This is a genomic window from Cupriavidus sp. IK-TO18 (assembly GCF_015549295.1).
GTDB lineage: Bacteria > Pseudomonadota > Gammaproteobacteria > Burkholderiales > Burkholderiaceae > Cupriavidus > Cupriavidus oxalaticus_A.
Genome location: NZ_JADGMP010000015.1, coordinates 165799 through 187593 on the forward strand (window position 1 = coordinate 165799; position 21795 = coordinate 187593).

Sequence of the window (21795 nt, forward strand, 5' to 3'; positions counted from 1 at the left end):
TCACCGGAACTTGTTGCCGAAGTAGCTCAGTCGGTAGAGCAGCTCATTCGTAATGAGAAGGTCGGGGGTTCGATTCCTCTCTTCGGCACCAATCAAATCAAGCACTTAGCCCAGCCCGCCCGGTTGGGCTTTGTTGTTTCTGGGCAGCGTGTAGCCAGCAGGCTGCGGTTATTCTGCGCTGCCTGAAGCCGATGCCGAGGGCGTGGCATCGGCAAGAACGTGCGTGGCCACCCAAAGCCAGCCACTTGTCGTCGACCGACGCCTCCACGAGCCGGCTCTGGCCGCTTACGTCAGGTCTCTTCCAACAGTACTTTGGCATCTTGCCAGTCAACGGTATCGAACCCTTCGGTGAAGGTGTCATGAATACCGGCCAGGATGGTGCAGTTCGGCCGCGAAGATCAGGCTCATGGCAAGGGCGAACGGATCAGAGGCCTTGCTGGCCAGCGCCAGCGCTTTCTCGCTGCGCACGCACGCCTGGTCCGGAAAACCAAGAAACCAGAGCGTCCAGCTTAACGTGCTCCGCATATGGAGGGCGAGGTTAGGCGCATGACGCAGAGGCCCCGGATGGTCATGCCGTCCTTCATGATGCCCCCCGCGCAAAGGAAGCCGACGCCGGTGACGACCCCCTGCACAATACGTGTCGGGTCTGCCTGGGCGTGCGCTGCAGCACCGCCGTACCACAGCGCCGGGTAGCCGACGAACACCGTCAATGCCGTCGACGCCATGCACACGAGGCCGTAAGTGCGCATGCCAGCGGCCCGGCCGTTGTACGAGCGCTCGTAGCCAACCAGCATTCCCAGCAGCAACGCGCCCGCCAGGTTCAATCCGATGAACGCGTTGGCGGCGAGAAAGCTACCGCTCCAATAGTGCTGCAGATCTCCGATCATGGGGTTTCGCGATCAGGATGCGAGCCAGGCATTCAGCGAGCGCAAGGTTTCCTCGCTCAGCTCGCCGGCCGCGGCGGCAAGACGCAGACGGCCCAGGAGGTAGTCCAGGCGTGCCTGGACCACGTCAAGCTCGGCGGCGAACACGCGCTGCTGCGCGTCCAGCACGTCGGGTTCCGTACGGGTTCCCACGTCACGGCCAAGCGTCGTCGCCGCGAGCGCGCTACGCGCCGAAGTCAGCGACTGCTCGAGTGCGGCGACGCGCGACACGCCCGTTTTCACCGAGAGGAATCCATCCTGCACCTTCAGGCGCACGTCGCGCCGGGCGGCGGCAAGCTCCTGCTCCGCCTGGCTCTTCCTCGCAACGGACTCCCGCTCGCGCGAATCCAGACCGCCGCCCGCGTACAGCGGAATGTTGAGCTGCAAGCCGACCGTCGCGGTGCGGGTGTTGCTGGGTGCAACCCAGGGAGCCAGGTTGCCGCTCTGCCCTTGTGCGCCATAACGTGCCACCAGCGCAACGGTCGGGCGGCTGCTGACGCGGTACTTGTCGATCTCCATGCCGGCAATGTCGAGCTCCGACTGCCTGGTCTTCACCAGGTAGCTCTGCTCTTCCCCCCTTGCCTGCCACGCCGTGAGATTGTCCGGTTCCGGCGGCCGCGGCGCGAAACCGGGCGCCAGCGCGCTGAGGTGATCGGGCGGCATGCCGACGGTTTCCTGGAATCGCGTGCGTCGTTGCTCCAGCGCGGACTGCGCCGTAACTTCGCGACTCTCCACCCCATCCAGGCGCGCCTGGGCTTCATGAAGATCGGTGATCTTGCCCTGGCCGACGTCGAAGCGGGCCTTGGCGCGGTCGCGTTGCTGCCGCAAGGCCGCCTTCTCGGCTTGCACCACACGCAGCGTTTCCTCGCCCAACACCACGCCGAAGTATGCCTCTGCCACCCGCAGGGCCAGGTCTTGGCGAGACTGGTCGAACTGCGTCTGCGCCAGGTTTGACTGCTCGCGGAACTGCTTCCTCGTTGCTACCGCGGTCCTGTCGTACAGCGGCTGAACCAGCACCACGCCGGCCTGCCGCGACGTTCCCGAGCTATCGCTGGCTACCAGCGGCGCGCCGTCGACCGGCTGGTTGCCAGACGAACGATTGTTGATCCTGTCCAGTGCCGCCTGGAGGTTTACGCGGGGACGCAGCAAGGCGTCGCCCTGCACTGCCTTTTCCCTCCCCGCCGTGAGCGCATCGTTTGCAGCGAGGCTCGTCGGATCATGCGCCAATGCTTGCTGATAGGCCGTCACGAGATCGATAGCGCCCGACTCTCCGGCGTTTAGGAACAGCATGCAGCCCAAAGCCACTTGCGCGGCCCGCAGGGCCATACTCAATCTTTTCATCGAAATCACTCTCATCGTCACATTGCGATCAGACGGTCGCAGGACGCTTTGCGCGGTACCAGGTCGCATACAGGGCAGGAAGGAAGACGAGGGTCAGCACCGTGGCAACGGCGAGCCCACCCATGATTGCCCACGCCATGGGACCCCAGAACACGGAATGGGTAAGCGGCACCATCGCCAGGATCGCCGCCAGGGCAGTCAGCACGATCGGGCGTAGCCGTCGGACCGCCGCCTCCACGATGGCCGTCCACAATGGGACACCCGCGGCCACGTCCTGGTCGATCTGCACGACCAGAATCACCGAGTTGCGGATGATCATTCCGGCGAGGGCGATAACGCCTAGCATGGCGACAAAACCAAATGGAATCCGGAACGCGGCCATGATGATGCTGACACCGATCAATCCGAGCGGCGCTGTCAGCAAGACCATCGCCATCTTTCTCATATCCTGCAATTGAATCATCAGCAGCAGGAGCACCACGATGATCGTCACAGGCATCACCGCGAAAACAGAAGCCTGAGCCTTCGCACTCGATTCGTAAGCGCCACCGATCTCGATGCCGTAGCCGAGCGGAAGTTCTTTTTCCAGTGCGTCGATCTTCGGCTGCAGTGCACGCGTGACGTCGGGTGCCTGCGCCCCCGCGATATCGGCACGAACCGTCAGCGTCGGCACGCGATTACGCCGCCACAGCTCGCTGTCCTCGCTGTCAAGCGTGAGTCGGGCCACCTGCGAGACCGGCACGAACTTGCCGTCGCGCACGTAGATCTTTGCGTCCTTCAGGTTGTTCAGGTCCGTGCGTTCCGCCGCGACGAGGCGCGACACCACATCGATACCCTGGTCTTCCTCGCGGTACTGCGTGATTGGCGTGCCCGACAGCGAAGCCTCAAGGGCCTCCTTGATCTGGCCTGAGCTGACACCCAGTGCACGCGCCTTGTCCTGGTCGACGTCGACCTGCAAGCGCTTGACGCGTTCGCCCCAGTCCTGATTGACCTGGCGCACGTGCGGCTCTTCGCGCATGATTGCGGCCAGTTTCTGCCCGATTGCGCGTACTTTGGCGTTGTCCTGCCCGTACACTCGGAACTGCACCGGGTAACCGACCGGCGGACCGTTTTCCAGTCGATTGACGCGGCCGCGCACATTGGGGAATTTTTCGTCGAACAGCTTCTCGAGCTTCTCCTTCACCCGCTCCCGTGCCTCGCCGCCCTTCGTCATCACCAGCATCTCGCCCAGATTCAGATTGGGCGTCTGCACGTCGAGGGGCAGGTAGAATCGCGGCGCACCGTTGCCAACAAAGCTGGTCACCGCCGCAATGTCCGGATCGCCCTTGAGCAGGCCTTCCAGCTTCTGGACCTCGCGTTGACTCGCCTCGAACGTCGAAGCCTTCGGCATCCACAGGTCCACAATGAGTTCGGGACGGTCAGACGCCGGAAAGAACTGCTGGGGTATTGCCTTGAACAGCAGCAGTGAGCCGATGAACGCAGCAACCGTGATGCCGAGCACCCACACGCGCTGCTTCAGGCAGAAGTCGATGAACCGGCGGAATCTGACATAGAAGCCGCGCTGGTAGACCGCGTCCTCGTCATGCGAGGCGTGCGCATGCTCCTTCAGGAGTTTGAAGCCGATGTAAGGCGTAAAGAGGACTGCCACGACCCATGACAGCACCAGCGAAATACCCACCACCTGGAACAGGGAGTACACATATTCGCCCGTGCCCGACTTCGCAAAGCCGACCGGGAGAAAACCCGCCGCGGTAATCAGCGTTCCGGTGAGCATCGGGAAAGCCGTGGCAGTGTAGGCGTAGGTGGCGGCGCGGAACCTGTCCCAGCCCTGCTCCAGCTTCAGCGCCATCATTTCGACGGCAATGATGGCGTCGTCCACCAACAAACCTAGCGCGATGATCAGCGCACCGAGCGAGATGCGCTGCAACTCGATGCCCATCACGTACATCGCCAGGAAGGTCATGGCCAGCACCAGCGGGATGCTGAGCGCGACGACCAACCCGGTGCGCAAGCCCAGCGACAGGAAGCTGACGACGAGCACAATGATCACGGCCTCGGCCAGGCTCTTCTTGAACTCGAATACGGAATGTTCGACGATACGCGGCTGGTCGCTGACCGCGTGGATCTGCACGCCCACCGGCAGGTTGGACTCGATGCGCTGGATCGTTTCGTCCAGCTTTGCGCCAAGCCGAATCACGTCGCCGCCCTTGCGCATGCTCACAGCCAGGCCGATCGCCTCATTGCCGTTGAAGCGCATCCTCGAGGTGGCGGGCTCCACAAAGCCGCGGCGGACGTCGGCGATATCGCCAAGGCGGAAGGTACGCTGGCCGGCACGGATGCCGATGGCGCGAATTTTTTCGACTGAGTCGAACTCGCCACTGACAGCCAGCCGTACTTGTTCCGCCGACGTTTGAACCGTTCCGCCGGATGTCACGGCATTGGTTTGTGCGAGCGTCGATGCGATCAGTGCCGGGTCGATACCCAGCGAGGCGAGCTTGGCGGTGGAGACTTCCACATAGATCTTTTGTTCCTGCTTGCCTACCAGGTCGACCTTGTTGACGTCGTCGACACGAAGGAACTCATTACGCGCGGCGTCCGCGATCCGTCTCAGGTCGTCATAGTCGAAGCCATCGCCCGTGATGGCATAGAGGTTACCGAACGTGTCGCCGAACTCGTCATTGAAGAGCGGGCCCTGCGTGCCCTGGGGCAGGGTATGCCGGATGTCGCCCATCTTCTTGCGGACCTGGTACCACACATCGGGTACGGCCTCCGGTGGTACATTCTCGCGCAGGTTGACCTTGACCTGCGTTTCGCCCGGCTTCACATAGGTGGACGTATAGTCAATCTCGGCGACCTCTTGCAGCTTGCGCTCGATCTTGTCGGTGACCTGGTCGGCCATCTGCTGCGCGGAGCTTCCCGGCCAGTACGCCTGCACAACCATGGTCTTGATCGTGAACTCGGGGTCTTCCTTCTGGCCCAGGCTGCCGTATGCCAGCGCACCGGCCACTGACAACAGCAACAGCAGAAACGCCACCATCTGCTGGTGCTTCAGTGCCCATTCGGACAGGTTGATCCCTTTCACTTCACACCTCCCGCCCTGGCGACAGTTACCGCCTCGGCCACCTTCACCTGCTGGCCCGCCTGCAGCATGTGCACGCCGGCACTCACCACGGTCTCTCCGCCCGCCAGGCCCTCAACCACGAGGACGCTGTCGTTCTGCGCCGCACCCAGCCTGACTTCACGCGCGATCACCCGCGACGTCTTCGGGTCGACCACCCATACCTGGCGGCCACGTTCATGATCAACGATGGCGGTCAGCGGCACGCGGACTACGCCGTTGCCGTCCACGTCGGGTGCGATCACCGACGCTGTCATGCCTAACCGCAGCTCCGGATCCGCCTCCTGAATGGAGATGCGCGCCGAGTACGTCCGGGTGACGCTGTCCGCGTCCGGCGCAAGCTCGCGGAGCTTGCCCGTCCAGGACTTGTCCGGTTGCGCCCATACCGTAATCGTCAGCATCGGCGCCTTGCGCAACTCGTCGACGCGCGACTCCGGAATGCTGATTGAAACCTCGCGTTCGCCGTCAGCCGCGACGGTGGCGATCGTCTGCCCGGCTGAAACCACCTGGCCAGCTTCCGCGTTGATTGCGCTTACCACGCCATCGCGGTCGGCTACGAGCGTGGTAAATCCGCGCATGTTGGCATTCAGCTGCTGACGCGCCTGTGCCGAACGCAGTTGTGTTTCCGCCTGGTTAAGCGCCAGCCGCTGCTGGTCCAGCTCGGCTTGCGAAGCAAAGTTCTGGGCCAGCAGTTGCTCGGTACGCTTAACGTCCACCCGCGCCTGGGCTACCCGGCTTCTTGCCGCATCAGCCTCCGCGCCCGCCGCGGCTACCTGCAACGTTTCTTGCGTGGGATCGAGCTGGAACAACGGCTGGCCGCGCTTGACATGGCTGCCGACTTCCACCATGCGCGCGACGATCTTGCCGCTGGTGCGGAATCCCAGCTGACTTTCGTAACGCGCACGAATCTCGCCTGAATAGGTCGCACCGACCGACCCGGCGGTGCGCCCGGCGACCACTGTCCGCACTGGCCTCACGTCCTTGCGTTCGGGTTCCGGACCCGGTGTGCACGCGGCCAGATGTGCCGCGATGACGGTAAGAGCTGCCGCTCGAAGGTTCCTGTTCAATTTCTGCGCTCCACTAAGGTCCGTCGCTCGCCTGCGATTCATCAGCGATCCACGCCACGGACTCGTGCTGGCTTCATTGACGGCAGGCCTGTTCGGGCTTTCGCCCTTCCTGAAAGCCCGAAGTCTACTTCATAATGATTTATTTGTCATGATGACATACAATGTATTTTTGTGTGTGTGAGGACGGGTCGCCTTTGAGGTCCCGGAGCGCAGGAGACGAAGACAGCCCGTGCGCAAAACGACAATGGCGATACGCGAAGTGATGCGACGGAGGCTGCAGATGCAGGAAGACCGGCGCGCGGGTCGCCGACGCATTAACCATGAGGAGAGAACAGATCAATGGCCCCGATGCAGACCCGATTCGCAACGGAAGCAGAACCGTGGAAGACTGGCGACCACCGTCAGCGCGTCGCGGCAAAACGGCGGCAGCGTATGCGCTCACTGTTGCTGAACAGTGCGATGCGCCTGATGCTGGAGAACAGGGTCTCGACGCCGTCCATCGACGACATCATCTCGGCAGCAGGGGTTTCACGCGGAACGTTCTACAAGTACTTTCCGTCGTCCGACGCGATCGTGCAGGAGATTGTCGGGAAGATGGCCGAGCAGTGGGTGCGGGCGGCCGACCCCATTGTGCGCGACCATGACGACCCGGCCGAGCACATCGCCAGGGGAATACGGCTGGCGTCGATCCTGACGGTACACCAGCCGGAGGTGGCTGGCATCCTTGGCCGGCTCGGATGGACGGCCTACCAGGCGCCGAATATGCTGGAGTTTGTCCGCAGGGACATAGAGGAAGGCGTTCGGCTCAATCGCTTCAAGCGCATGCCGATCGCCCTCGGCTTCAATATCGTTGCCGGAGCCGCAATGAGCGCAATGCAGAGCATGCTTGAGACCGAATGTCGCGAAGATTTTTCGGAGCTCGCCGCTGCCGTGGCATTGCGCGCCCTGGGCGTGGAGGAATCAGCGGCCGATGCGATATCCAGGTCGCCGCTGCATGCGAGTGAAGCGCTATTCGATGGCTTGCTCGCGAAAACGATCAGCGATATGCCATAGCGCTGGCTGCTAGTTGGAGGGCTCGGCCTTGGCGGCGAGCTTCTCCTGGGCCTTTTCGAGCAAGGATTCCGGCGGAGCCACCAGCTTTGGCAAAGGCGGGGAGGTCAACCGTACCGCACTCGCTGCAGGCACGCCGAGCGACTGCAACACCGCCCGGACAATCCGTTCCGGATAATCCTTGGCTGTTCTTCCCTTGGCCATGCGGTGAACGGCGATCAACCCGGCGCCGGCCACCATGTCCAACGCCACATCGGCCGCAACCTCGTCAAACGTGCCTCTCTTCAGGCCTTCCTTGATATCCGAGGGCAGGTATTCGTAGACGGCAGCACCCTTGCTGCCGACCAAAAGCAGGCCCGTACCGGAAAGAAACTGCGCCACGACAGGATAGGAGCGCGCAAGGTGGAGGTATAAGCGTATCCCCGTTGCAACCCGCAACGCCGGGTCTTCGATATCGCCGACCACGCTCTCAATCATTTGCACCATGTCGTGACTGAGCGCGTCACCGACAGCCGCCAGCAGATCCTCGTTAGTACGGAAATGGTTGTAGAAGGAACCTTGCGAGACGCCAGCAGACGCGATGACTTCCGGGATCACGCTGGCCCCCACACCCCTTTGCCCAAAAACGATCATCGCGCTTTCAATGAGACGTTTGCGCATCCGTTCACGACGTTCTGCGGCAACGCGAGGGCGATGGTCTTTGGGATCAGGAGCGGCAGGCATCTTCAGTTAGAGGACCTTATGTGACGAGGCGATTATATCAATACGCCGCTTCAACGCCGCCAGCATGGCGTACGCCATGCTGGCGGCAGCGGGCGCCGGCGCTCTTCTTATAACATACAACATGTCATGATGACATCTAAGTCATTATGTGGAAGAATACGGAACTCATCAAAGATCCCGATGCGCACACGCGCTACTTGCCTCACGCAACGAGGCCCAATCATTTTCCCGAGGACATCAGTGCATCAGAACCACGCGTCGCTGCCAGTGGCCATGCAGGATCCGGACAAGCTGGTGGCATGCGAACATTGCGACGCACTCCATACACGAGCGGCGCTGAAACAGGACGAACGTGCCACGTGCCTGCGCTGCGGCGGCGCGCTGTATCGCGACAGTTCGCGAGCCTATCGCCGCTTGCTGCCGCTCGTGGTGACTGCCTTGATCCTGCTTCTGGTTTCGAACGCGTACCCGATTGTCGCCATGGACCTCAAGGGCTCGCGCATGGAGACCACGCTATGGAGCGCGGTACAGGCACTCTACGCGGACGATATGGCGCCGGTGGCGATGCTCGTGTTCGCCACGACCATCCTGTTTCCGCTCGCCGAACTGCTGATGATGTGCTACCTGCTCGTGTCGATGGCGCAGAACCGCACGCCACCCGGGTTCGAGCGCATCTTGCGCGGCATTTGCCGGACGCGGCCGTGGGGCATGATCGAAGTCTTCATGATCGGCGTGCTGGTTACGCTGGTGAAGCTGTCGACCATAGCGCAAGTGATGCCTGGTGTCGCGCTCTGGTCGTTCGGCGCCCTGGTGGTTGTACTGGCCGTCATCCTGTCGTTCGACCCGCGTGAACTCTGGCACCACCTCGATGTGCACGATGCAGATGACGTACCGGCCCGCTCGCGGGATACCGCGCCATGACCGAGCCGCTTTCGCCCCTCCCCACCGCCACCTCGCGCGGACTGCTGTCGTGCCACACGTGCGACCGGCTCAGTCCGATGACGCTCGAGGCGGAACCGTGTCCGCGCTGCGGCACCGTACTGCATCATCGCAAGCCGGCCAGCCTGGCGCGCGCCTGGGCCTTCCTGCTGGCTGCCTACCTACTGTATATCCCGGCCAATCTGTTGCCGATCATGGTGACGCAGTCAATTTTCGGCACGCAGCGCGACACCATCATGTCCGGCGTGATCTATCTGTGGTTGTCCGGCTCATACATGCTGGCAATCGTGGTGCTGATCGCCAGCATCGTCGTCCCGTTGCTGAAGATGATGATCCTCACCTTGTTGCTGCTATCGGTGCGCCGCGGATCGACCTGGCGCCTCCGCGAGCAGAGCAGCCTCTACACCCTGGTCGAAGTCATCGGCCGGTGGTCCATGCTCGACATCTTCGTGGTGGCACTGCTGGCATCGCTGGTGCGCGCCGGGGCGCTGGCCACCATTGCGCCCGGTGCCGGAGCCCTGGCCTTTGCCTCGGTTGTCGTACTGACCATGCTCGCGTCACTGAGCTTTGATCCCCGTCTGCTGTGGGATGCGCTCGAGACCTCTCCTTCCCCCACCGAATTTCAGCACTCCGAAAATGCCCGAACACACTAACCATCCTCCCCCAAACGGTATTCCACCGCCAGGACGCAAGCCCCGCGCGCGCTGGCTACCTTCCCTCGTCTGGGTAGTCCCGATCGTTGCCGCGGTGGTCGGACTCTCGCTGCTGGTCAGCACGCTTGCGTCACGCGGGCCCGAGATCACCGTCACATTCCGCACCGCGGAGGGCCTGACGCCAGGCAAGACCGCCGTGCGCTACAAGGACGTCGATATCGGACTGGTCAAGACAGCACGTCTGGCAGCGGACCGTTCGCATGTGATCGCGACGATTGCTCTCACCAAGGACGCCAGGAACTTCGCCGTGGCCGACACACGGTTCTGGGTGGTACGGCCCCGCTTTGCCGTGAGCGGCGTGTCAGGACTGGAGACGCTGCTATCGGGCGCATATATCGGCGTGGATGCCGGCAAGTCGGCCGAGACGAAGCACAGCTTCACCGGGCTCGAAAATCCGCCGGTCATCACCACCGACGCTACCGGCAGGCAGTTCGTGCTGCGTGCGCAGGACCTGGGCTCGCTCGACATCGGCTCACCGGTCTACTATCGTCGCGTGCGGGTCGGCCACGTGGTGGCGTACCAGCTCGAACCGAATGGCCGCGATATATCGCTGCGCGTATTCGTCAACAAGCCCTATGACAAGCTCGTTTCCGCCGACACACGCTTCTGGCACGCCAGCGGTGTCGACCTCAAGCTCGACGCGAACGGCCTGAAGTTGTCCACGCAGTCGCTGGCCACCGTGATGCTTGGCGGGGTGGCCTTCCAGGCCCCGGACCACTCCACCGCGCATGCCCCGGCCGCCGAGAACACCGAGTACCTGCTGGCGGCGGACCAGTCCGAAGCCATGAAGGAACCGGACGAGCTCGCTCCCGCGCTGGCAGTGCTCAACTTCGATCAGTCCGTGCGCGGCCTGTCGCCCGGTGCGCCGGTCGATTTCCGCGGCGTGACCGTCGGGCAGGTGCGCTCGATCGGTATCGAATACCAGCGTGACAAGAAGGCCTTCCGCATGCCCGTGGTCGTGGAGCTCTATCCGTCTCGCATGGGTCTGCGCGAGAAGGACGTGGCTGACGACGCGCGCAAGCGCGCCATTGTGCATAGCATGGTACAGCGCGGCATGCGTGCGCAGATGCGCACCGGCAATCTGCTGACCGGCCAGATGTATGTGGCACTCGATTTCTTTCCGAAAGCGTCCTCGCCGGTTAACCTGGACCTGAACGCGTCGGTGCCTGAGCTCCCCACCACACCGGGCACCTTCGACGAGTTGCAGGCCAAGCTTGGCGACATCATCACCAAGATCGGCAAGGTGCCGTTCGACCAGATCGGACAGGACGCGCGCACGGCGATGGTGTCGATGAACAAGATGCTCGTCAAGGCGGACAAGCTCGTGGCACAGGTCAACGGCGATGTGGCTCCGCAGGTGGTCGCTGCCCTGCAGGATATGCGCCGCACGCTCGATACGGCCAATGGCGCGCTGGCGCCCGACGCATCACTGCAACAGGATACGCGCAGGATGATGCAGGAACTCACGCAAACAGCCGTCTCGCTGCGCATGCTCACCGATTATCTCGAGCGGCATCCCGAAGCGCTCCTGCAAGGCAAGAGGGAAGAGAAATGATGAAACGTCTAACGATGCTCCTTACGCTGGCCGCCGCGGCCACGACCCTGATAAACGGCTGCGCGTCGCCCGAGGCGCGCTACTACACGCTGGCGGCCAGTCCCTCCGACGCCGCGCCGGCCGGTACCTCGCGAGCCGGCCGTAGCGGCGACCCATTATGGATCGAAGTCACGCCGGTGCGCGTGCCGGAGCGCCTGAACCGTATTCAGCTGGTGGTGCGTGACGGCAATGGGGGCCTCAAGCTTTCCGACACCTCTCGCTGGACGTCGCCATTACCCAACGAACTGCGCGATGCGCTGTCGCAGCAGCTGCAGGCGAGCCTCGATGCGGTGGATGTCTACCAGCGCGGCCTGTCGGCGACGCAGCCGGCATTCCGTGTGACGACCGATGTGGTAGCCCTCGACGCCGACGTGGGCAAGCGGGCAGCGGCGACCATCGCCTGGACCGTGCGGCGGCTGCCGGACGGCAAGGTCCTGAGCGGCCGCACCGAAACGGAGGTGCCCGCGCCCGGGCAGGTGGAGGGCGTGGTGAAAGCATATCGGGAGATCCTCGCGACAACCGCGGCCGATATAGCAGTTGGCGTGCAATCGCTAAACCGCTAGACGTGACGTTCGTACCCGGCGCCACCGCGCCACATCTCGACGCAGCCGGTTCCGGCCGACCGACGGTGGACGCCTGCCAGCTAAGGGGCCACCCGTTTTTCTGGGGCATACTCCAAGGTTCTGAGTGTCAGGCAACTGGAATGACGGACGATCGAACTACGGGGAATGAGTGGCCGGACCTGTCGGCTGAACGGGGCGTTGCGCAATATCAGCGGCTGGCCTCGTTGCTGAGGCACCGGATCGCAAAGGGCGAGTATCCGCTCGGCATGCTGCTGCCGCCGATAACGCAGCTCGCCGCTGACCTGGGCGTGGCCGTCGTTACCGTCCGGCAGGCGTATGAGCTGCTTTCCAAGGAAGGCCTGATTCGTAGCCAGCGAGGCATCGGGACCCACGTGGCTGCCCTGCCCGCCGCCACCGGCGACCTCGAACTGGCGATCAACGATCCGTTCGCGGCGCCGGAGGCGCTCGCCTTCGAAGTACTCGAAGTCCGGCGCCGCACCAAGGTGCCGCAGGAACTGCTCGGACCGGGCGACCGGTCGGACGGCGAGTACGTCTGTGTCCGCAAGCTACACACCTATTCCGGCGAGCCGTTCTGCTACGCGGAGATCTATGTGTTGACCCTGGTCTTCGACGCATTGCCCAAGGACACCGCCAGGAACAAAAAGCTTCTCGCCGCGCTGCTCGATGAACTGGGCTCGCGGGGCAAACGTGTGCGACAACGGTTGACCGTAATGCCGGCGGATTTTCCCCTGTGCGACATGCTGAAAATCCCGTTCGCCACACCCGTCGCGAAGATGTCGCGACGTCTTCTTGATAACAAAGGCAACGTACTCTACGCCGGCGTCACATGGTATCGGGGTGACCGCTACGTCTCCGAAATTGACATCCCGGCGTCCGCATTGAAGGCGGTGCCTGCCATTACCGAACCTCGCAGGGCCGCTGGCGAGCGCAAGTAAGGCTAAAAATCCTGGTCGTTCAGCCCCTAGGGTAAACAAGGGGCAGAAAAATCCTTCCTCAGCCACTAACATTCCAACATTAGAACTTTAGAAGTATCAACTTGACATGCAAGCCCGTTAGCCAGGCTTCGCCGTTGCACTGGGCGCTTCTATTCCTCCGGCGCGTTGCCGCCGTACTGAGTTCCCCGCCGAAGCGGCGTCCCTCTTCCGTGTCGTCAAAGGGCGACTTCCTTCTCAAGGATTCACATCCTCTAACAAACGGAGACAACTCATGACTGCAAGAGTACTTACACAGCCCACGACGTCCACCGGCGCCAAGCTGCCGCTGCCCGCCTTGCCGCAGGACAAGCTCCTGACCGTCAATATCGAGCAGATCCCGCTGATCAAGGATGTCTTTCCGGGCATCCACATCAGGCCGCTGCGCATGGACCCGGAGCGTGGTGAGTGGGTCATCATGGCCATCGTGGAACCCGGCTGTTCCCTTCCGATTCACTACCACACCGGAACGGCGCAGGTGTGGACAATCCAGGGCTGCTGGAAGTATCGCGAGTACCCTGACCAGCCGCAGACGGCCGGCTCCTACCTGTACGAACCCGGCGGCTCGGTGCACACCTTCTACACCCCCGAGGACAACACCGAGGACACGATCACCATCGCCTGGATCGAAGGCGCGCAGGTGAGCTTCAACGAGGACGGCACGTTCCACTCGCTCAATGACGCACTCTCGATCCAGTACGCGATCCAGGCTCTCGCGGCTGCGCGCGGCATCGGACCGGTGCCCTACGTCCGCGGTAACGGCACCGACGTTATCGAGGGATAAGAAGCGACTGACACCAAGGCAGGCCGCTCGCCGGCCTGCGCGGTGCCGTTCCTCTGCTCCTTACAGGCCAGCGTGTACGACACCGATCAGATCAATCAGTGACGATCCATCAATCCGCGAGATTGAGAGAGTGCAAGATGAGAATGATCAAAGCCGAGAGGATGTCGATACTGCCGATGCTGTTGTTGCTCGCTTTGCTGGCGACGCCGCTAGCCACAAGAGCGTGGGAACGCGGCAAGGTCGAAACCTTCGCCAAGTTGCCCGCTGGTGAGGCGCATCCCGAGGGGATCACCGTGGACCGCGAGGGCAATGTCTACGTCGTCACGGTGGCGGCGAACAAGCCCAGGACGAGCGAGGGCACGCTACTTGTGTTCGATCCGCGGGGCAAGCACCTGCGCACTGTCACCATCAAGGGCTCGAGCAGATTGTTGCTTGACCTCGGCTTCCATCCCCGGACGGGCCAGTTGCTCGTCGTCGACTACAAGGGTGCGAAGGTCCTGAGCGTCGACCCCAGGACGGGTGCCTCGTCCGTGTTCATGACGGTCACCGGCAAGAACCCCGGCCTCGACGGGTTGACGTTCGACCCCGCCGGAAACGTCTACGTGACCGACGCCCATCAGGGGATCATCTGGAAGGTCGGACCCGATGGCGGCGAAGGGACGGCCTGGGTCACCAGCGCGCTGCTGAAGCCCACGCGGATACCACCGACCATCGGCGCCAATGGCCTGGCGTTCAACAACAAGAAGACGGCATTGTTCGTTGCCAATACGGCGAACGACATCGTTGTCAGGATACCGGTGAGCGGCCCGACGCTCGAGCCCGGCACCCCTGAAGTCTTCGTCAACCGGATCGGCGGCGGACCCGACGGCCTGATCATCGACGAGCACGACAACCTCTGGATCGCGTGCAACCAGTCCAACGAGATTCTCGTGCTCGAGCCGACGCAAGGCCGGGTCATTGCCAAGCTCGGCGATTTCGGCGGCATCGATCGCAACGGGGCGCCGATCGGCTTCCTCTGGTCGAACAGCCTCGTCTTCCATGGCGACGACATTCTGGTCACCAACCTCTCACTCGATGTCGAGACGGCCATTTCGCAGCTCAGTGACGAGCTTGGCCTGGCGCATCTTGTGCCCAGGAATCTGCGCACCATCGATGGGCCGTGGGCGCGCCAGGTGAAGACCCACACCATCTCGAGAATCAAGAAGCCGATACCAGAACGTCTTGCGCTCGACCGCGGTCCACGCTAACCAGATCCTGGTCGCTGACCGCACGACACCGGTCGATGAAAGCTTGCAGCCGATGATGGTGGACGAATTCAACTGAGTTAATCCAGCCGGAGCCCGACCGATGAACGATGCGTTGTTGCAAGCCCGAGGTCGCGGCCGATCGGCACGGAACGGCGGCCTTCCGGCCAGCCGTCATACATTGCCCCAACGGGATGAAAAGGATATGAAGAAAGAGGAGACAACGGGGCCGCTGGCCGGCGTGAAAGTCGTCGACATCACGTCAGTATTCATGGGGCCTTCTGCCACCCAGATGCTGGCTGACCTGGGCGCCGACGTGATCAAGGTCGAGCCTCCGGGCGGAGACAGTACGCGCGGCATCGGTCCCTGCGGCGATGAGAAGATGGGCCCGCTATTCCTGGGTCTGAATCGCAACAAGCGCAGCATCGTGCTTGACCTGAAAGCGCCCGCGGGGCGTGAGGCCCTGCTTTGCCTGGTACGGGATGCCGACGTGCTGGCCTACAACGTGCGCCCGCAGGCGATGCAGCGGCTGGGGCTGGACTATGAAACGCTGTCGGCCATCAATCCGCGCCTGGTCTATGTCGGCATGTTCGGCTTTTCGCAGCGGGGACGCTACGCGCCCCAGGCTGCCTTCGATGACCTGATCCAGGCCGCAACCGGCCTGCCGCTGGCCGTTTCGCTGGGCAGCGGCGACAGTCCCCGGTATCTGCCCATCACCATCGCGGATCGCTCGGTGGGGCTCTATGCTTTCGGTGTGATCTGCGCCGCCCTGTATTCGCGCATGAGCACTGGCAAGGGCCAGCGCGTTGATGTGCCCATGTTCGAGACGATGGTTCCCTATGTGATGGGAGACCACCTGTATGGCGAGACCTTCGTCCCGCCGAAGGGCGGCTTCGGCTATCCGCGACTGCTCTCGCCCGAGCGGCGCCCGTATAAGACGAAGGACGGACATGTCTGCTGCCTGATCTATCACGATCACCATTGGCGGGCCTTCCTCCGGGTCATTGGCAAGCCTGAGTTGTATGACACCGATCCGCGCTTCGCCAACATCAACACCCGCACCGCCCACATCACCGACCTGTATGCCATGGTCAGCAACGAAATGGCCAGGCGCAGCACCGAGGAATGGCGCACCCTGCTCAAGGAGGCCGATGTTCCGGTCTTTCCGATGCACACGTTCGAGTCGCTGCTGGACGATCCGCATTTGCAGGACATCAGCTTCTTCAGCGAATCGGACCACCCGGCCGTCGGGCGTATCCGGGAGATGGCGGTGCCCAGCGAATGGCATGGCACCCCACCGACCAGCCGCCGCCATGCACCTGGCCTGGGTGAGCACAGCCGCGAGGTACTGCGTGAGGCCGGCTACGACGACGCCACCATCGATGCGCTGCACGCGTCCGGCATCTTGGGGGACTGGCCGAAAGCGCTCCACGCCAAAGGAGAAACCAGCCATGAGTGAAGAATTGCTGAGCGAGGTCCGGGGCGCAGTGCTCTACCTGACCATCAACCGCCCGGGGCGCCGCAATGCCATCACGCCGGGCGTAGTGCAGGGACTTCGCGACGGCATCCTGCGCGCCGATCGTGATGCCGACATCCGCGCTGTGGTCATTACCGGAACGGGCGAGCAGGCGTTCTGCGCCGGCGCCGATCTGCAGACCGGCAGATCCTTTGCCTTCGATTACGCCGAGCCCTACCTGGGGATGGCGGACCTTTTCCGCTGCGCCAGACAGTCGACGGTACCGCTGATCGCCCGTGTCAACGGCGCCTGCATGGCGGGCGGCATGGGGCTGATGGCGATGTGCGATCTGGCGATCGCCAGCGAAGGCGCCCGCTTCGGCCTGCCGGAGGTCAAGCTGGGCTTGTTCCCGGCACAGGTCTTGAGCGTGCTGCAGCACCTGGTGCCACGCCGCACGCTCACCGAATTGTGCCTGTGCGGCGAGCCGCTGTCCGCGAGGGAAGCGCTGGCCGCAGGACTCGTCAACGATGTCAGCGACGCTCTCGACGCCAGGCTGGACTTGCTGCTGGCCCGCCTGCTGAACAATTCGCCCGCCGCCATTCGTCGGGGGCTGTACACGCTCAAGCATACGGAAAACATGTCGTTCGAGCAGTCCATGGCGTTCACGGAAAGCCAGATCGGGCTCTTTGCACTGACCGAGGACGCGCGCGAAGGCCAGCTGGCATTCCGCGAGAAGCGCGAGCCCTTGTGGACTGGCAGATAGGGAGATGGGAATGGACGTGAAAACGGTACGCATTGGCGGGGCTTCCGGGTTCTGGGGCGACAGCAGCGTTGGCGCGCCACAGCTTGTGCGCCACGGCGATATCGATTACCTGGTGTTCGACTACCTGGCCGAACTGACCATGTCGATTCTCGCCGCCGCCCGATTGCGCAAGCCGGAACTGGGTTACGCCACCGATTTCGTGACGGTGACAATGAAGCACCTGCTCGGAGAAATTGCCGCGCGCGGGATCCGCGTGGTCAGCAATGCCGGCGGCATGAACCCGCACGGGTGTGCGCAGGCCATTGCCGCGCTGGCCGCGGAACAGGGCCTGACAGTGCGCATCGCCGTGGTGGAAGGCGATGACGTGATGCCCCTGCTTCCACACCTGCGCGAAGCCGGTGTGCAGGACATGCAGAAAGGCCGCCCCCTTCCGGAGAAGGTAGTCAGCGCCAACGCGTACCTGGGGGCCTTGCCGATCAAACAGGCGCTGGACCAGGGAGCCCAGATCGTCATCACCGGACGCTGCGTGGACAGTGCCGTGACGCTCGGCGTGCTGATGCACGAGTTCGGTTGGCAGGCCGACGACTATGACCGCCTGGCGCAAGGCAGTCTGGCCGGGCACATCATCGAGTGCGGGTGCCAGGCCACGGGCGGCTTGCATACCGACTGGGAAAGCGTCCCGGACTGGCACGACATCGGCTATCCGGTGGTCGAGTGCCGTGCCGACGGCACCTTCCTGGTCGGCAAGCCCCCCGCCACGGGGGGACTGGTCAATACCGCCACGGTCGGCGAGCAGGTGTTGTACGAGATCGGCGACCCGGCCACCTATCTGCTGCCAGACGTCACCTGCGATTTCACGCAGGTAACCCTTCGGCAGGCCGCAGCCGACCTGGTGGAAGTCAGCGGCGCGCGCGGGCGGGCCCCAGGCAATGCCTACAAGGTCTGTGCCACCTATATCGACGGCTTTCGCTGCAATGCCCAGCTTTCCATCGTCGGCATCGACGCGGTGGCCAAGGCGGAACGCACGGCGCAGGCGATCCTTGCCCGCACGCGCAAGCTGTTCGGGGAGAACGGGTGGGGAGACTACAGCCGCACCCACGTTGAGGTGCTGGGAGCGGAGTCCTGCTTTGGGCCACATGCTGCCGTCCGTCACACCCGCGAGGCGGTGATGCGGCTGGCGGTTATGCATCCCGAGAAGGCGGCGCTGGAATTGTTCGCGCGGGAAATTGCCGCGGCGGGGACCAGTTGGGCGCCGGGCACGACGGGCTCGGCTGGCGGGCGTTCCAGTCCCTCGCCATCGATCCGCCAGTATGCATTCCTGCTCGACAAGGGCACCTTGATCCCGGCGGTGGTGATAGACGGCGTACGCAGCGGCGTCACTGTTCCTTCGGGCGGCCAGGCGGTACCCGTCGCCCCGGTGGCGTCTTCACTCGCGGAAGCGCCGGCCACGGGCCCGGCAGAAAGCGACACCGTCGAAGTTCCGCTGATCCGGCTTGCCTATGGCCGTAGCGGCGACAAGGGGGATACCTCGAACATCGGACTGATCGCCCGCCGGCCGGCGTACCTGCCCGTGCTGCGGGCGGAAGTGACGGTGGCGCGCGTGGCGGAGTGGCTTGGCTACCTTGTGAAAGGGCCGGTGACCTGCTACGACCTGCCTGGCTTCGACGCCATGAACTTTGTCTGCGAGTCGGCACTGGATGGCGGTGGCATGGCGTCGCTGCGCAATGATCCGCTCGGCAAGGGAATGGCGCAGATTCTGCTTACCATGCCCGTGCGCGTGCCGCGGGAGTTGTTGTCATGACCAGCAATGCGACCAGCGCTGCGGCCAACGAGAGCGTCATCCTCGCCGACGACGGCACCGGCGGCGTGACGCGATATCGACAACTCGCCAGCGTCATCCGGCACAAGATCGTGTCAGGCGAGTACCCGGTGGGCATGCAGCTACCAACCGTGGACAGCCTCGCCCAAAGCTACGGGATCGCCAAGGTCACCGTGCGCCAGGCCTTTGCCGCGCTGACGGAAGAGGGGCTAATCAGCAGCCAGCGCGGTCGTGGCACCCACGTCATGAAGCAGCCGCCAGCACCCGGAGAAGGCCTGCGCTCCGCCATCAATGACGAATCGGCCCATGGCAGCGAACTGGAAATCCGCATCCTCGAACTGCGCGAGGGCGTGGCGCTGCGGCCGGGGCTGGCCCGCCGCGGCACGCCGCTGGACAGTTATGTCATGGTCCGCAAACTGCATTTGCATGGCGGCACGCCATTCTGCCTGATCGAGGTGTATGTGGCCTCGTCAGTCTTTGCCCGCTTTCCCCGCGGTGGCGAAAGACACCACAAGCTCGGTCACCTGCTGCGCCAGGTCGAAGGTGACCGCCTTGGCATGATGCAGCAGACCATGACAGTGGAGCCGGCCGACTACATCCTGGCGCGCGACCTCGCCTATGGCTTCGGGGCGCCTATTGCCAGGATCGTCCGGTCGACGCTGGACGTCGACGGCAATGTACTGCTGGCAGGGGAGTTCTGGTATCGCGGCGACCGGTTCATCCTGGACGTGGAAATGCCCGCCAAGCTGACCGAGCACTACCCCGCGCTCGCCATCCCCGACAGCCGTCGCTGAGCGCGACAGATTTCACCTTCAAGCGAGGAGACATCCGAATGACATCATCCTATGTACGGCGGGCCGCTGACGTGCCCGCGTACGCACCGGACAACCATACGGGAACGGCGAACCAGCGCATCATCGGCAAGGAGACTGTCGGCGCGCGCCGGCTCGAGGTCCTGCTGGGCACGATTTCGCGGGGCCACGGCGCGTTGCCGCATGCACACCCGAATCTTGAGCAGGCGTCGTTCCTGCTCGCCGGCGAGGGTCTTGGCGAACTACCGGGAAAGCAGCGCATCTTGCGCGCGGGTGACTGGAGCTTCAACGCCGCCGGCGTCTTCCATCGCTTCGAGGTCATCAGCGACGAACCGGTACAGGTGATGGTGGTCTACGCGCCGCCGTACAGCGAAAACCCGAACGCTGCAGTGACCGCGGCCGGCCCGGACGACCCACGCCTTCAGACCGGTGCTGCCGATGTCCGCGACGTTCCTGCCAGCACCGAACCGATCGCGCTGCCGCACTACCGTGGCGCGCTCGTCAGGCCGGTCATCACACGCGAGACCGTCAATTCCCGCTTTCTCGACATCTATATGGTCGAACTTGATCCCGATGGCGGCGCCGAGCCGCACAGGCTTGGCGAGACCGAGCAGGTGCTCTTCGTGCGTGGCGGCACGCTCCACGGGCACATTGAAGAGGAGCGCTTCGCAGCCGGGACCGGGGAGTGGGTCTACGTTCCCGACGGTGCGGAACTCAGCCTCGAATCGGCGGACGGGACGTGTGAGCTGATTGTCATTCGCGCACACGATCCGCTGTCTTGACGCAAGCTCGGCCAAGTCAATCCATCAGATCCCGAGATGCGGGAGGAGACAAGATGATCCAGCGATTTCCCCGGCGGCGCATGCTCGCCCTGCTGTCCGGACTGGCCGCTGCTTCCGCGGCCCCGCAATGGGTGTGGGCAGCGGGCCTCAACGAGTATCCGGACAAGCCGATCCGTGTCGTGGTGCCGTTCCCTGCAGGCAGTGGCACGGACAACATCGCGCGCTACATCGCGCGGATTATCACTGACCAGACCGGACAGTCCGTCGTCGTGGAAAACCGCCCCGGTGCCAACGGCTTCATCGCGGCAACGGCGGTCGCGACTGCGCCCGGCGATGGCTACACGATGCTCATCACGACAAATACCACCCACGCGGCCAATGCGTCCCTGTTCAAAAAGCTGCCCTATGATCCCATCAAGGACTACGCGCCGGTGTCGTTGATCGCAAGAAGCGGATTGGTCCTGGTGGTGCCATCCGACAGCCCGGTGCAGAAGGTCTCAGAACTGACCACGCTGGCGAAAAGCCGGCAAGGCAAGTTGACCTTCGCCAGCGGCAGTTCCTCCACCCGGGTCGCCAGTGAGCTCTACAAGATGATGAGCGGCGCACCGGCACTGCATGTGCCCTACAAGGGCGTGCCGCAGGGCCTGACCGACTTGATGGGCCACCAGGTCGACTTTATGATTTCCGACATCAATCCGGCCCTGCCCCTGATCCAGAACGGCAAGCTGCGCGCAGTCGCCGTGACCACGTCCAGGCGCCATCCCCTGCTCGCCAATGTTCCGACCATGGCGGAAAGCGGCCTGGCAGGGTATGAGATGACGGCCTGGGTTGCTGCCTTCTTTCCTGCCACCACGCCGAAACCCGTCGTCGCGCGCATGAGCCAGCTGATTCGGCATGGGCTGACGAGCCCGGCGGCTACCGAACACTTCAGCCGGACAGGAGGCCAACCCTTCCCATCGACGCCAGAAGAACTGGCAGCGTTCGTGCGCAGCGAGACCGTCAAATGGTCTGAGGCAATCAAAGCCGCCGGCATTCAGCCGGAATGACCTGCGCCGCCGTCGGAGGCCGGGAATACTCGGCCGGCCCCCTGGCGGTAGTCAGAACATCCGGAT

Annotated in this window: 18 protein-coding genes, 1 tRNA gene and 1 pseudogene; 15 read left to right on the top strand and 5 right to left on the bottom strand. The window is 63.5% G+C overall.

The window, feature by feature from the left end; translation table 11 throughout:
* Positions 1–15: 15 nt before the first annotated feature.
* Positions 16–91: transfer RNA gene (locus IPF36_RS13350), tRNA-Thr, on the top strand.
* 463 nt (positions 92–554) lie between these two features.
* Here IPF36_RS13350 and IPF36_RS13355 read toward each other — a convergent pair.
* From IPF36_RS13355 to IPF36_RS13370, 4 genes and pseudogenes are all read right to left on the bottom strand, one after another.
* Positions 555–887: pseudogene (locus tag IPF36_RS13355) on the bottom strand (MgtC/SapB family protein); the annotation flags it as partial.
* A 12-nt stretch (positions 888–899) separates the two neighbouring features.
* Positions 900–2264 carry a TolC family outer membrane protein gene (locus tag IPF36_RS13360; RefSeq protein WP_255519757.1) on the bottom strand — a complete coding sequence of 455 codons (1365 nt, stop codon included), beginning with the start codon at positions 2262–2264 and terminating at the stop codon, positions 900–902.
* A 28-nt stretch (positions 2265–2292) separates the two neighbouring features.
* Positions 2293–5346 (bottom strand): efflux RND transporter permease subunit, encoded by a 3054-nt coding sequence (locus tag IPF36_RS13365; protein ID WP_195428169.1) that lies wholly within the window; start codon positions 5344–5346, stop codon positions 2293–2295.
* Entirely contained in the window at positions 5343–6449 is a 1107-nt protein-coding gene (locus IPF36_RS13370) for an efflux RND transporter periplasmic adaptor subunit (RefSeq protein ID WP_255519758.1), read from the bottom strand. Before IPF36_RS13370 ends, IPF36_RS13365 begins: the two co-directional genes overlap by 4 nt.
* A 339-nt stretch (positions 6450–6788) precedes the next feature.
* Here IPF36_RS13370 and IPF36_RS13375 point away from each other — a divergent pair, with 339 nt between their 5' ends.
* The gene (locus IPF36_RS13375; protein ID WP_195428172.1) at positions 6789–7502 is read left to right on the top strand and encodes a TetR/AcrR family transcriptional regulator; all 714 of its coding nucleotides are present in this window, start codon (positions 6789–6791) and stop codon (positions 7500–7502) included.
* Between the two features lie 9 nt (positions 7503–7511).
* Here IPF36_RS13375 and IPF36_RS13380 read toward each other — a convergent pair whose 3' ends face one another.
* On the bottom strand, positions 7512–8159 hold the full coding sequence (locus tag IPF36_RS13380) for a TetR/AcrR family transcriptional regulator (RefSeq protein ID WP_135704841.1): 648 nt from the start codon (positions 8157–8159) through the stop codon (positions 7512–7514).
* 336 nt (positions 8160–8495) lie between these two features.
* Here IPF36_RS13380 and IPF36_RS13385 point away from each other — a divergent pair, with 336 nt between their 5' ends.
* From IPF36_RS13385 to IPF36_RS13445, 13 genes are all read left to right on the top strand, one after another.
* Positions 8496–9143 carry a paraquat-inducible protein A gene (locus IPF36_RS13385; RefSeq protein WP_135706230.1) on the top strand — a complete coding sequence of 216 codons (648 nt, stop codon included), beginning with the start codon at positions 8496–8498 and terminating at the stop codon, positions 9141–9143.
* Entirely contained in the window at positions 9140–9814 is a 675-nt protein-coding gene (locus IPF36_RS13390; RefSeq protein WP_195428174.1) for a paraquat-inducible protein A, read from the top strand. The genes IPF36_RS13385 and IPF36_RS13390 overlap by 4 nt, the downstream gene beginning before the upstream one ends.
* The gene (locus IPF36_RS13395) at positions 9798–11429 is read left to right on the top strand and encodes an intermembrane transport protein PqiB (protein ID WP_195428346.1); all 1632 of its coding nucleotides are present in this window, start codon (positions 9798–9800) and stop codon (positions 11427–11429) included. Before IPF36_RS13390 ends, IPF36_RS13395 begins: the two co-directional genes overlap by 17 nt.
* Positions 11426–12031, top strand: coding sequence for a membrane integrity-associated transporter subunit PqiC (locus IPF36_RS13400; protein ID WP_195428176.1), 606 nt, complete (start codon positions 11426–11428; stop codon positions 12029–12031). Before IPF36_RS13395 ends, IPF36_RS13400 begins: the two co-directional genes overlap by 4 nt.
* Positions 12032–12171: 140 nt before the next feature.
* Complete coding sequence (locus IPF36_RS13405; RefSeq protein WP_135704839.1) at positions 12172–12987, top strand: GntR family transcriptional regulator; 816 nt, start codon at positions 12172–12174, stop codon at positions 12985–12987.
* A gap of 271 nt (positions 12988–13258) precedes the next feature.
* Positions 13259–13807 carry a 2,4'-dihydroxyacetophenone dioxygenase family protein gene (locus IPF36_RS13410; protein WP_133094108.1) on the top strand — a complete coding sequence of 183 codons (549 nt, stop codon included), beginning with the start codon at positions 13259–13261 and terminating at the stop codon, positions 13805–13807.
* A 143-nt stretch (positions 13808–13950) separates the two neighbouring features.
* Entirely contained in the window at positions 13951–15054 is a 1104-nt protein-coding gene (locus IPF36_RS13415; RefSeq protein WP_255519759.1) for an SMP-30/gluconolactonase/LRE family protein, read from the top strand.
* A gap of 202 nt (positions 15055–15256) precedes the next feature.
* On the top strand, positions 15257–16510 hold the full coding sequence (locus IPF36_RS13420) for a CaiB/BaiF CoA-transferase family protein (RefSeq protein WP_195428178.1): 1254 nt from the start codon (positions 15257–15259) through the stop codon (positions 16508–16510).
* Positions 16503–17270 (top strand): enoyl-CoA hydratase/isomerase family protein, encoded by a 768-nt coding sequence (locus tag IPF36_RS13425; RefSeq protein ID WP_195428180.1) that lies wholly within the window; start codon positions 16503–16505, stop codon positions 17268–17270. Before IPF36_RS13420 ends, IPF36_RS13425 begins: the two co-directional genes overlap by 8 nt.
* 10 nt (positions 17271–17280) lie before the next feature.
* The gene (locus IPF36_RS13430) at positions 17281–19071 is read left to right on the top strand and encodes an acyclic terpene utilization AtuA family protein (protein WP_195428181.1); all 1791 of its coding nucleotides are present in this window, start codon (positions 17281–17283) and stop codon (positions 19069–19071) included.
* Positions 19068–19883, top strand: a complete 816-nt coding sequence (locus IPF36_RS13435) for a GntR family transcriptional regulator (RefSeq protein ID WP_195428183.1) — start codon at positions 19068–19070, stop codon at positions 19881–19883. The genes IPF36_RS13430 and IPF36_RS13435 overlap by 4 nt, the downstream gene beginning before the upstream one ends.
* Positions 19884–19921: 38 nt before the next feature.
* On the top strand, positions 19922–20683 hold the full coding sequence (locus tag IPF36_RS13440; protein ID WP_195428186.1) for a cupin domain-containing protein: 762 nt from the start codon (positions 19922–19924) through the stop codon (positions 20681–20683).
* 53 nt (positions 20684–20736) lie between these two features.
* Complete coding sequence (locus IPF36_RS13445; protein ID WP_135704833.1) at positions 20737–21729, top strand: tripartite tricarboxylate transporter substrate binding protein; 993 nt, start codon at positions 20737–20739, stop codon at positions 21727–21729.
* The last annotated feature ends 66 nt before the right edge of the window (positions 21730–21795 follow it).

Excerpts from the sequence above, each read along its gene's own strand:
- IPF36_RS13360 (WP_255519757.1), bottom strand. The coding sequence starts at position 2,264 with ATGAAAAGATTGAGTATGGCCCTGCGGGCCGCGCAAGTGGCTTTGGGC.
- IPF36_RS13375 (WP_195428172.1), top strand. The coding sequence starts at position 6,789 with ATGGCCCCGATGCAGACCCGATTCGCAACGGAAGCAGAACCGTGGAAG.
- IPF36_RS13380 (WP_135704841.1), bottom strand. The coding sequence starts at position 8,159 with ATGCGCAAACGTCTCATTGAAAGCGCGATGATCGTTTTTGGGCAAAGG.
- IPF36_RS13385 (WP_135706230.1), top strand. The coding sequence starts at position 8,496 with ATGCAGGATCCGGACAAGCTGGTGGCATGCGAACATTGCGACGCACTC.
- IPF36_RS13390 (WP_195428174.1), top strand. The coding sequence starts at position 9,140 with ATGACCGAGCCGCTTTCGCCCCTCCCCACCGCCACCTCGCGCGGACTG.
- IPF36_RS13395 (WP_195428346.1), top strand. The coding sequence starts at position 9,798 with ATGCCCGAACACACTAACCATCCTCCCCCAAACGGTATTCCACCGCCA.
- IPF36_RS13400 (WP_195428176.1), top strand. The coding sequence starts at position 11,426 with ATGATGAAACGTCTAACGATGCTCCTTACGCTGGCCGCCGCGGCCACG.
- IPF36_RS13405 (WP_135704839.1), top strand. The coding sequence starts at position 12,172 with ATGACGGACGATCGAACTACGGGGAATGAGTGGCCGGACCTGTCGGCT.
- IPF36_RS13410 (WP_133094108.1), top strand. The coding sequence starts at position 13,259 with ATGACTGCAAGAGTACTTACACAGCCCACGACGTCCACCGGCGCCAAG.
- IPF36_RS13415 (WP_255519759.1), top strand. The coding sequence starts at position 13,951 with ATGATCAAAGCCGAGAGGATGTCGATACTGCCGATGCTGTTGTTGCTC.
- IPF36_RS13420 (WP_195428178.1), top strand. The coding sequence starts at position 15,257 with ATGAAGAAAGAGGAGACAACGGGGCCGCTGGCCGGCGTGAAAGTCGTC.
- IPF36_RS13425 (WP_195428180.1), top strand. The coding sequence starts at position 16,503 with ATGAGTGAAGAATTGCTGAGCGAGGTCCGGGGCGCAGTGCTCTACCTG.
- IPF36_RS13430 (WP_195428181.1), top strand. The coding sequence starts at position 17,281 with ATGGACGTGAAAACGGTACGCATTGGCGGGGCTTCCGGGTTCTGGGGC.
- IPF36_RS13435 (WP_195428183.1), top strand. The coding sequence starts at position 19,068 with ATGACCAGCAATGCGACCAGCGCTGCGGCCAACGAGAGCGTCATCCTC.
- IPF36_RS13440 (WP_195428186.1), top strand. The coding sequence starts at position 19,922 with ATGACATCATCCTATGTACGGCGGGCCGCTGACGTGCCCGCGTACGCA.
- IPF36_RS13445 (WP_135704833.1), top strand. The coding sequence starts at position 20,737 with ATGATCCAGCGATTTCCCCGGCGGCGCATGCTCGCCCTGCTGTCCGGA.